Genomic DNA, 10,154 nt, shown 5'->3' on the forward strand with positions numbered 1-10,154 from the left:
GTGGCAACAAGAGTATTAGTAAACTTGGCTGGTGGTGCGGATGAGGAAATTAATTTTAATCGTACTTTTAGATTACAAGCGGTTGATATTCCTTCTCCACAATCGAATGATAGTTCGGCATTAGAACAGCAATTATATGAAATTAGAAGTGCGGGTTTGGAAATAACTAAAATTTCTGAATTTACTGAAGAAAGGCAGAGTGAGGGAGTGAGGGAGTGAGAAAGTTATGAAACTAATAAATAGTGATTTTATATGAACAATAATCAAGAAAACTATGATTTGGAATCAGTCGATGATGAATTAACTTCTGAAGAAGAATTGGAAATATCGGGATATCAACCCGAACAAGTAGCTTTAATTGACCAAGAATTTTTAATTGAGCGAGATAACGAACAAGCAGAAGCGCAATCAGGAAGTGAAAATCCTTTAATTAGGTTTGCGATAGCGAAGCGCTGCTGCAAGCAGATCGCATCTCTACTAGTCGGTAGCGTTATGACTTCTGGCTGGATGATATGGTCAATTTTCTTTGCCCCTAAACCAGTTGTTAAAGCTCCTGTACTAGAATCAACACCACCTGTTTTAGCTTCAGAAAGCGACGAAGCAGCACGTCTCAAAGCTGAATTAGCGCTACGGAACCAAGCAAGTCGGAATGTTGAACAACCAGTAGAACAATCACCACCACCTCCACCAAAGCCAAATAAACCCGTGAGAACAGCTCGTAAACCAAAACCGAGTAAACCCAGAATCATTCGAGAAACAGTACCATCACCACCAAGAATTATTCGAGAAACAGTACCATCTCCACCAAAAATTATTCGAGAAAGAGTGCCAAACAATATACAACCAAAGAATACAGTTGTTAATCCTTCCCCCGCTCCCTCCCCAACAAAAAGTGAAAAAATAGACCCCTTCGAGTGTTGGAATCAACTTGCAACTTTAGGACAACAAACAACATCACTGGGTAACAAAAATTGGACACAAGATAATCAAACATTTGAACAAGCACAGTCATTACCAAATCAATCCGAAACTTCAGAAAGCAAAAATACGCCTGATAATTCGGAGAATGATGCATCTCCAATCCAAATTGCAAATGCTTCTAATAACGAACAAGATAAAGCTTCTGCTCTTTCAACAATTCCAAGTAATAAGTTAAATAGAAACCAGAGCGAAATTCCAACACCAGGGGAATTGGGTATTTTAAATCGAACCCCTACTAATTTTCAACAAGAAACTATTACCGCTTCTAATTCTCCAATTCAAGTACAAATAGGTACAAGCGCAGAAGCATCCGTTTTAGTACCAATAATTTGGAGTGAGGAAGATGAAAATCAGGAACGCTTTGCAATCGAATTACGGGAAGACGTTTTATCTATAGATAAACGTATTGCATTGTCAAAAGGAACTATTCTAATCACAGAAATCAATTCAGTTTCCAAGATTAATAAGCTTGTTAAGCAAACCGTTGTTGCAATCGTTTATAAAGACTCGTCCGGTCAAATTCAACAACAAACAATACCCCAAAATACAATTTTAGTTCGAGGGGAAAACAATAAACCTTTAACTGCAAAATCTATCTCCGATAAAAGTAGAGCTATCGCACAACAAGATATTTTAATCGGATTATTGGGTGCAGCAGGTCGCGCTGGGGAAGTATTCAATCAAAATCAAAGCCAATCTTCGACGGTGATTTCTAATGATGGTTTTAGTAGTCAGACATTTAACTCAAAAGCTAGTAAAGCAAATGTCTTAGCCGCAGCTGTAGAAGGATTTTTCAAACCTATGTCACAACGATTAAGTCAACGTGCGAATAAAGCGGATAGCGAAATTATGAATCATCCCGATGTTGCTATTGTACCTGTAGGTACGAAGGTTTTTGTGTTATTCAATGGCTTTTTTGAAATCTCTCGTTAAGAATCTCGAATTATGAAAACAAATATTTTGAAAAAATCAATCATCGCGTTTGGAATATCTACTATATTCTTAGCAACTCCATCCCATGCTCAGTCTGCGATATTAACAGTTAATGCCAGCGAAGCTAGAGGTCTGAACTCAAAAGCCATTGAAATAAAAGTTTGGACTGGTCGAGCGACTGCTGTTGATTTCTCTGGGGTAAACGAACGTATTACTCAAATTTTTCTAGCAGACCCTATTCACTTCACTTATGCTACTGACGTGCCTTTAGATAGTGGACAAGCCACAACTGTTTTTCTACGTAAAATACAGCCGTTAAAGTTTCCTAATTTAACTACAACGAATATAACAAATTTGTTCGTTAAGACTAAAAGCAGTGATGGAAAGACATATCTGTATACTTTCAACCTAAAAAAGAGTAGTAGCTCGCCGACTTACAGTGGTTTAAGCATATCTAATCAAACTCCCAATCCCCAAGGAATAGAACCGACCATAAAAGTTGATTCTTTCCGGAGAGCGACGATTAACGATATTGAACGTGGTTTGGTTTGTGCTATTCGTAAGGGTTATACTCCACCATCTGACCCTGTTGTTACTAAGGTTAGGGAATTCATTGCATTGGCTCGAAATATCTCCGATAAATCTTTAGTTGAAGTTGCTCAAACAACAAAAGTATCTTTACCTCTATTGACGGAATTGGGATTGCTAGGGATTGAAGACAGTTTGAAAAAACCGTTACCCAAACAATCTCAAGCGAATAATTAATTTCAACATTTAAATTAAAAATAATAATTGAGTGAACCAGTATTATCCTGCAATATTTTATCCACGTTTAATACTTAAATTTATTGCGGAGAATCCGACACCAAATTTTAAGCAACGTTTTTATACAATTGATAGTAAGCAAGTAAATTTATCAAATAAAGAAACCTATGACAGTGACTATGTTTTAAACAAAATATTTTACGCATTGATTTGTATCAATTTTTTTGTTTCGATTTATTTTTATTTTCTTGATTTATATCCCCTTTGGCTAATTCTTGCTGTATGGACTTTTGTCAACTTAGGCTGCTTATGCTTTATATCAAGCTTATCTAAACAACCAAGCAGAAAAAATATTTCCTCTAGAATTCAACTTAATACGAAAAAAGATAATATTACTGCAATGCGTCTACCGAAGCGTGAAGCAAAACGAAATCGCTCCTTACAAGGAAAAATATTACAACCCGACGGTAAGAGTGATGCTCCCGCAGGTGTTTCTGAAAAAACTTTTTATCAAATTACTAAGGGTATTTTTCCAAATATAGTTCAAGGACTAGCATTTCATAATCCAAAATTTCCTCACCCTTACTCAGCAGATTTTCTACTAGTACATAAAAGCGGTTTAAGCATTGATATCGAGATTGACGAACCTTATGTAGGTAACACGAAAGAACCACATCATTGTATTGACCAAGGAAAAGATAATAGAAGAAATAAATTTTTTACTCAAAATAATTGGGTCGTGATTCGCTTTAGTGAGAAGCAAGCTGTTAAATATCCGTATCGTTGTTGCAAAGTTATAGCTAAAGTTATTGCGAGAGTATCGGGTGATTATACATATATTAGTCAGTTGCGAGATGTACCATTATTGCCACCCGAACCAATGTGGACTATTAAGCAAGCGAAAAAGTGGGCTAGTGTTAATTACCGAAGGACTTATTTACCGTGAAAGAGGAGTGAGGGAGGGAGAGAGGGAGAGAGTGAGGGAAGTCCTGGTTCAAAGATACTAAAATAATTATGAATTTAAATGATTTACCATTACTATTTGACAGTAAACAAACTGTTGTTGCAATAGAAAGTCCTATTACGGAAAGATTTAAAATACTAGAGTTTATTCATGAATTAGCCCAAAATATTTGTTTACCTTTATACTTTTGGAATAAGGGTTATTCTGAATTACAACTTTTTAATAATAATCAGCAACTTATATTTACTCAATACCAATTTTTTTCAGGATTAAATTGGTTATTACAACACCCCGATGTACCAGGTATATTCCTAGTTGAAGGTGTCATTTCGCCGGATATCTTAACAGGTATGTTGTCCCAGCAAACAGAAATGGTGCTGAGTAACTTAGTTTATGACTTAAAAGCAAATTCTGTACCAAGATTTCTCGTATGTATGGAAAGCTATGTTGAACTTCCTCACTCGTTAGCACCTTTAATTCCAACATTAATTAATCCGTTACCTAGTCCATCAGATATTAAAAATCTTGTTCAAAACTTTTGTGATAAAAAATTTTCTACAAATAATATTAAATCTGAAACTTTAGTCCGTACTTGTTTGGGTTTACCGCTTGGTGAATTAGAAATGTTATTGAAACGTTTATCTCGATTTACTTATACCTTAGAAGAATTAATTGATGGGGTATTAGATTACAAGAAGAGCAAGCTAAAAGGTCAGGGTGTAGAGTTTATTAGCGAACCAGATGTACCTTCATCTGCCGGTTTGGATTTATTAGAAGAAATATTGGAACGTGCTGCTGTTCTACTTAAACCAGAAGCGAAACAACATAATCTTAGCTTTCCAAAAGGTATGATTCTTTGGGGACCACCAGGAACTGGGAAATCACTCAGCGCGAAATTAGCAGCGAAAAAAATGGGTGTCCCAATGGTTGCTGCTGACTGGGCTGGTTTACGGGGCGCTACTGCATACGAATCAAGGAAGAATTTACGAGAGTTTTTACAATTTTGCGATGCGAATGGAGAACACGGTTTGGTTCTCTATTTTGATGACTTCGATAAAGGTTTTGCTGGTTTCGATTCTGACTCGGACGGTGGTGTATCTCGTCAATTAGCAGGGAAGTTGCTTACTTGGATGCAAGAGAGAACATCACAGGTATTAGTTATGGCTACCGTCAACAGATTAGAGCTTTTACCTCCAGAATTAATACGTCGTTTTGATGAGATTATTTTTGTAGACCTTCCTCATACTGGAGCAAGATATGAAATCTTTAAATTACATCTAGCTAAATATTTTCCTGGATTAGATTTTTGCGAGAAAGATTGGTTGCGCTTATTGAGAGAAACGAAACTACTGACTCCGGCTGAAATCGGGCTGATGGTGAGAAAAACGGCACAGGAGATATTTTATCGGAATGCACAGAAGTTTCCCACTTCTGAACTTGGGAAACAACCTTTAAATGTTAGCGTGAGGGATTTTTTGGAAGTGCGATACGCGAAGCGTCGCCCTTCGGGCTATCGCAATTTACCCCCAGCATGATTCGGGAAGAAGATAAAATCGTGGAGATTCGCAATAAAGCAGTTTATGCTCGTCCTGCTGCGTCACCAGATACAAGTAGGTGGGCTAAAGAACCTTCTTGCTTATTTGAGTGCTGAAAATAATAAGCTAATAATTCAAGTTCCAAACTCGGTAAACTGACGTATATATGGTTCATGGAATGCTAAAATAATATCAAGCTTTGGTACTCCCATTTCAACTAATTGATTAGCAATTCCAACTTCTGTACCATCGTGTTGAATCCAAATTTTCCCATCTTTAATATCAAGATGTAAAATACAACCAAAATCGCGTTTATTTCCACGCCAACCTACATAAAGTAGTTGATAATGGTCTTGCTTTTCATCAAAAATTGTTTGCACTTCATACTCTTCGTAATTTCGTGACATTGAAGCTCGTTTTTTTCGTTCTTCAAGAATACGTCGAATATATTGTCTATATTGTTCTACAGCCATTGATGAATAACCTCCTGTTCTACATCATAAATCATCAATCGTAATTGATATTTTTTAACTGCTGATATAATAAATTTGCGTTGAAAGAAAGTTTCGTAAACAGGTACTCTTACGGCTAAATAAAGTAAACGTTCTGGTTCAATTTTTTCTAAGGCATCCCGATAATTTAAAAATTGACCTAAAGCTGTATGAAATTCGGAAACATTTGAGGGGCTGATAAAACTTTTGATTTCCACCGCTATTTTTTGTCCTTCTCGTTCTGCTCCTAAAAGGTCTTCGGCAGCTAAATCAATTTCAAAATCCACATCATCTACATTAATTTCATAAGGGTCAGCCGTGATTTTCCAGCCGTCTTTTTGTAAGGCATTTTTTACAATATAATGAAATCTATCTTTTGCCATAGGAACTCACTATACTTAAAGTTGGGCTAGTGAAAGGTAGATAATACATAATATTACTTTAAATTCATATTTTAACTTAAGGTTTACCTTGACTGTAATATCAGGATATATCTTACAAGTACGGTAGCTTCTTCAGATACAAGTCGTTGGGCTGAAGAACCAGATGTTTTATTTGGGAGTTAAAAACACTAAATAAGGGTACTTTAAATAATATTATATTTTCTAATCTCGTTCAACAATCCCTACTAAAACAAGCATTAATGCTTCCAAATCATCGGGTAGGGAATAAAGTTTAATATATAAAGGTAATGCGTTTAGCTTCAACATCAAGTAAACCAAAACGCCAAACATCTCCAATTGTTACAGCCCCATATTGAAATGGCTGTTCTTCTACTTGAGACAAAGCGATTAATTCTACAGCCATTTGTGTGAATCCTCTAGTTATATCATCCTTCTTTGCTTCCACAACTAAAAGGCTTTGGCTTGAACGTAATAAATAATCTAAGTTTCCTTTTAACCATTTGCTTACTGCTAAGGGATACTCAATACGCAACTGACAATCACAATAATAAGTAGCAACTTCTAATAATAATGGTGCAACAAGTGTTTCGCGACGAGCAGTTTCACTTGTTAGACTAACACGAGGCAAAGTTCGTTCAATACGGTCCTTTAAATCAGCAATTCTATCAAGAGGCTTTTGGGTTTTGGGTAAGGATAATTTAGCCCGAACCAGGTTATATCCAAATTCCGCTAAAATTTCTTCTGGCTCGTAAATCATTTCAAAATACGAGCGGAATGTGTATTCCTTACTTTCCTGGAGAATTAGGGATTTGGACATAGTTTTACCGTGCTTAGCTGTTTTGTTTTTTTGACATCATCTTTATTTTATATTCTAATAGCTCACTAGAAAATATATTTAACTAAATATGTATAGTTGATAGTTAAAAATATCGAGATATCACTATTGTGATAGACAAACTTACGTTAATAGTCAAGCACATTGATAACAATATTTGATTGATAATTATAGAGAAATATCTTAAAATATATTAATGAAGATTTCTCAATTTATCACTTTAAAAGTTCTCCCCATTTTGTTAGCTTCTATCAGCATTTACTCAAACCCATCTTCGGCACAAAGCCAAACCAATCTACCTACCCGTACTCTGCCCTTAGAAGGAAATATTGTCTTATTACCTGACTGGCAAAGAATTTCATTTAAACAAATGCCAGCAATACAAAATGGTGGTTCAATAAAAGTTAACGGATTAGCTCGTAAATGGAATGCCGGGGATACTCCAGATGAATATCTGACTTTAGGCGATATTGAGGAAGCATTGAAACCTCAATTATTTAGCCTTAGCAATATTACTGATAATAATAACCTCGATACCTTAACGTTAGATAAATTCCCATTATTAGGAGAACAAACTGTTCAAAATTTAGTAGAAGTAATACCAAACTTAGGACAAACTAATGCAGCTAAAATACTACCTATCGCTACACTTTTAAAAACCGAATCTCCTCAAAAAAATATCAATACCTCTCTAACAAACCTTTTATCCCAAAATCCTACTTTAGGGAATCTTAAACTCAATCAAATTGATTTATCAACATACACAATTTCTGACATCCCCAACCTTAGTGCAGTACAACTATCAAATTTCAAAGGTTGGGAAAATACCTTGATCAAAGACATTCCAGGATTAAACGCTGTACCTCTAACTTCTTTTCCTCTTCCCTTAACCGAATTAGGTAACAAGATTGCCAGAATTGATTTCATCTGGGGTACGGCAGAAAAACGTCGTCAGCGCACGGTATCTGGTTCTGATGTAGCAGGCTTTTCCGTCCCCTGTGAAGGAGAAAATTGTCCGCACATCGAACTTGATGATTTAGAAAATTCAGGACGCAACATTAGAGGTAACTTTGAAGGAAGCTCTTGGATTAGCGGAAAATATCAAAAGGTAGAAGGTGGTTGGGGTTGCTTGAAATCCGTAAATGGAGGTAAGGAGCCTACTGGAAGATTGCCTTATGGAAGCGCTTTTAAAGTAGTAGTTATGGAACCCGACGAGAAAACTGATACTGTTGACACCGCTTTATTCTTTCGTTTCAAAAATGCCTGTGGTGCAACACCATATTTTATTGGTCCCGTTCCGTTTTTTACTTACGAAGTTAATGCACCTATTTTTATCGGAGACTGAAGATGGAGGAGTGAGGGAGTGAGGGAGTGAGAGAGGGAGAGCGGGATATGAGTAATAGTTTGTCTTCTAGAATTGTACGCTTTCTTATCTATTTTAATTTTAGTTTAGGAATTGTCTTACTAATAATGACCTTATTTATAAAAGGTTTTAATAATAGTTTTTAAGCCAAGTTACTATATTTATATATGAAACAATATTTATTATCCAAAATTACTAATAATAAAACAGTCATTGAACAAAAATCAAGCGGAATAAAATCAAGCCTTGATATTAACGGACTATTTAAAACTTTCGCTAATCCCGAAGGTTTAGCAATGATAGGAATATTAGTATTCTTATTTATATTAAGTCAATTTTCTAGTGGTAAAAAGGGCAAGATTTCTACAGGAAAAGTAGTAGGGATAGGTGAAAAACTTGCAGCAACCAACCTGGCTCTCAAACAAATTGAAGAACGCAAACACAACAAAGTAACTTTCTGGTGTGGTTCTCCCCGCTACTGGTTCTCTGGTAGATTCAGAAAATTTGGAGCAGCACTTCAAACCTTCCTTGGAGCATCCCCAACCGTTTGGATTCCCCATGCGGAACGTTCTACCCTTGTGCTTGGCGCTCCCGGTTCCGGTAAAACCTTTGGCACAATTGACCGTATGGCAGAAAGCTGCATGATGCAAGGTTTCCCCCTAATTGTCTACGACAAAAAAGGCGACCAGATGAAATTACTTGCACCGCTCGCTGCACGCTACGGTTACGATGTGCGAATATTTGCCCCTGGTGAACCATACAGTGAAGTTATTAACCCGCTTGATTTCATGGAGAATCAAGAAGATGCGGTGAGTGCAGCGCAAATTGCGAGCGTAATTAACGCAAATGCTGGTGGTAGTGGTAAAGGAGACGAGTTTTTCTCAAAAGCTGCTGACTTACTCGCTAAAGCATTAATCCAACTGGCGAAGGGTAGTGATTGTCCAGATTTAGCCACCGTTTACTGCATCCAATCCATCGATGATTTTATCAACAAGTTACACGCAGCAGTAGAAGCAGGTACGATTTCTCGTTGGGTTGCTGCTTCGTTTCAACAATACCTCAAAGCAAAAGACAGCGAGAAAACTATTGCGAGTATAGACACAACCACAGTAGGTATATTTTCTGCTTTTATCCAGCGATCGCTTCTTTCTTCTTTCATCGGTAAAAGTACTATTTCTACCAAACTATCAGGAAAGCAAATCCTGATATTCAAATTAGATGACCCCAGACGCGATGTTGTCGGACCATTACTCGCCTTACTCACTTCACATGACTATTGTGAGCAATCTATGTACCCAAAGGAAAGACCCATTAGGAATATTTATCGACGAATTACCATCGCTGTACCTCAAAGCATTACCTCAGTGGATTAACGAGTACAGAAGTAATGGAGCTTGTTTTGTATTAGGTGTCCAATCTTTAGAACAACTAGCGAACGCATACGGTGACAACTTAGCAACCGCTATAATCAGCGCTTGCAGTACTAAAATCCTCTACAACCCAGCAAATTACTCAACTGCGGACAAGTTTTCTTCGGGCTACGGACATAAGGAATTTATTGTTAAGAATAAGTCTATCAGTGACTCCAAGGAAGGACGGACTATTACTTGGACTGATAATTTACAGACAATGCCGATTCTTACCGCAGATGAAATTATGCGCTTTCCTCAAGGGAAATGTGTAATTACCAATCCAGGTTATACGTCTGTTGGTGAAGGCTCGATTCCTTATCCCATAACTATTCCTATTCCTAAATTAGATATACAACGAATAAATAGAAGCGAACAACTTTGGTCACAACAGGTTTATCCAAGATTAATTATGCGTTCCCCGATGGTTGATGTTAGTCATTTAGATGAAGCTATAGATTTGAGAGAAAGAAT

Annotated in this window: 10 protein-coding genes and 1 pseudogene; 8 read left to right on the forward strand and 3 right to left on the reverse strand. The window is 36.7% G+C overall.

Annotated elements, in window-relative coordinates:
• The 5 genes and pseudogenes from IQ247_RS29405 to IQ247_RS29425 form a co-directional block, all read left to right on the forward strand.
• Nucleotides 1–219: pseudogene (locus IQ247_RS29405) on the forward strand (hypothetical protein); the annotation flags it as partial.
• A gap of 33 nt (nt 220–252) precedes the next feature.
• Complete coding sequence (locus IQ247_RS29410; protein ID WP_193925409.1) at nt 253–1,914, forward strand: TraB/TrbI/VirB10 family type IV secretion system protein; 1,662 nt, start codon at nt 253–255, stop codon at nt 1,912–1,914.
• A 12-nt stretch (nt 1,915–1,926) separates the two neighbouring features.
• Entirely contained in the window at nt 1,927–2,679 is a 753-nt protein-coding gene (locus IQ247_RS29415) for a hypothetical protein (protein ID WP_193925411.1), read from the forward strand.
• 31 nt (nt 2,680–2,710) lie between these two features.
• Complete coding sequence (locus IQ247_RS29420) at nt 2,711–3,625, forward strand: putative endonuclease domain-containing protein (RefSeq protein ID WP_193925413.1); 915 nt, start codon at nt 2,711–2,713, stop codon at nt 3,623–3,625.
• 68 nt (nt 3,626–3,693) lie between these two features.
• Nucleotides 3,694–5,178, forward strand: a complete 1,485-nt coding sequence (locus tag IQ247_RS29425; RefSeq protein ID WP_228060156.1) for an ATP-binding protein — start codon at nt 3,694–3,696, stop codon at nt 5,176–5,178.
• A gap of 134 nt (nt 5,179–5,312) precedes the next feature.
• On the opposite strand, the gene IQ247_RS29430 is transcribed toward IQ247_RS29425, so the two are convergent.
• The 3 genes from IQ247_RS29430 to IQ247_RS29440 all read right to left on the reverse strand — a co-directional run bounded on the left by IQ247_RS29430 (nt 5,313) and on the right by IQ247_RS29440 (nt 6,890).
• Nucleotides 5,313–5,651 carry a XisI protein gene (locus tag IQ247_RS29430; RefSeq protein ID WP_193925415.1) on the reverse strand — a complete coding sequence of 113 codons (339 nt, stop codon included), beginning with the start codon at nt 5,649–5,651 and terminating at the stop codon, nt 5,313–5,315.
• The gene (locus IQ247_RS29435; protein ID WP_193925416.1) at nt 5,642–6,052 is read right to left on the reverse strand and encodes a XisH family protein; all 411 of its coding nucleotides are present in this window, start codon (nt 6,050–6,052) and stop codon (nt 5,642–5,644) included. The genes IQ247_RS29430 and IQ247_RS29435 overlap by 10 nt, the downstream gene beginning before the upstream one ends.
• 292 nt (nt 6,053–6,344) lie before the next feature.
• Nucleotides 6,345–6,890: a hypothetical protein gene (locus tag IQ247_RS29440; protein WP_228060157.1), complete on the reverse strand. Its 546-nt coding sequence runs from the start codon at nt 6,888–6,890 to the stop codon at nt 6,345–6,347.
• A 214-nt stretch (nt 6,891–7,104) separates the two neighbouring features.
• On the opposite strand from IQ247_RS29440, the gene IQ247_RS29445 reads away from it, so the two are divergent.
• The 3 genes from IQ247_RS29445 to IQ247_RS32950 all read left to right on the forward strand — a co-directional run.
• Nucleotides 7,105–8,253, forward strand: a complete 1,149-nt coding sequence (locus IQ247_RS29445) for a hypothetical protein (RefSeq protein WP_193925418.1) — start codon at nt 7,105–7,107, stop codon at nt 8,251–8,253.
• 185 nt (nt 8,254–8,438) lie between these two features.
• Entirely contained in the window at nt 8,439–9,644 is a 1,206-nt protein-coding gene (locus IQ247_RS29450) for a type IV secretory system conjugative DNA transfer family protein (protein ID WP_228060158.1), read from the forward strand.
• Nucleotides 9,550–10,154 (forward strand): type IV secretory system conjugative DNA transfer family protein (locus tag IQ247_RS32950; RefSeq protein ID WP_322745603.1); only part of this gene is annotated, 605 nt, incomplete at its 3' end. The genes IQ247_RS29450 and IQ247_RS32950, both read left to right, overlap by 95 nt.

The organism is Plectonema cf. radiosum LEGE 06105 (genome assembly GCF_015207665.1).
Classification (GTDB): Bacteria; Cyanobacteriota; Cyanobacteriia; order Cyanobacteriales; family Nostocaceae; genus Rivularia; species Rivularia radiosa_A.